Annotated in this window: 1 pseudogene; it reads right to left on the bottom strand. The window is 64.3% G+C overall.

Annotated elements, in window-relative coordinates:
• Nucleotides 1–280, bottom strand: a pseudogene (locus LD028_RS08880) (KipI antagonist); the annotation flags it as partial.

Here is a 280-nt window from a genome sequence, read left to right as displayed (position 1 = left end):
CTCCTGATACGGCGATATACGCCCGAAACCCCGTCCGACACACCCCAACTTCGAGCACATCGCCCGGCTCGACAGCCATCGGCTTCCAAAGTGCAAACGGCCGCCCATTGAGCGTACACGGGAAATCGCCGCCACATACCGCAACGACGGCCTCAACGTGAAACCGAAGCGTCGGCCCGGCCATCGTCGCCTCAAGCACCGCCTCATCCCCATTGTTGCCGACGAGCGCATTAGCCAGGCGATACGCCCACCTATCCATCGCCCCGCCCACCGGCACCCC

Source organism: Anoxybacillus sp. LAT27 (genome assembly GCF_022030075.1).
In the GTDB taxonomy this organism is placed as follows: domain Bacteria; phylum Bacillota; class Bacilli; order Bacillales; family Anoxybacillaceae; genus Anoxybacillus; species Anoxybacillus kestanbolensis.
Note: the sequence above shows the minus strand (reverse complement) of the source record. Positions and strands in the feature narration are given on the sequence as shown.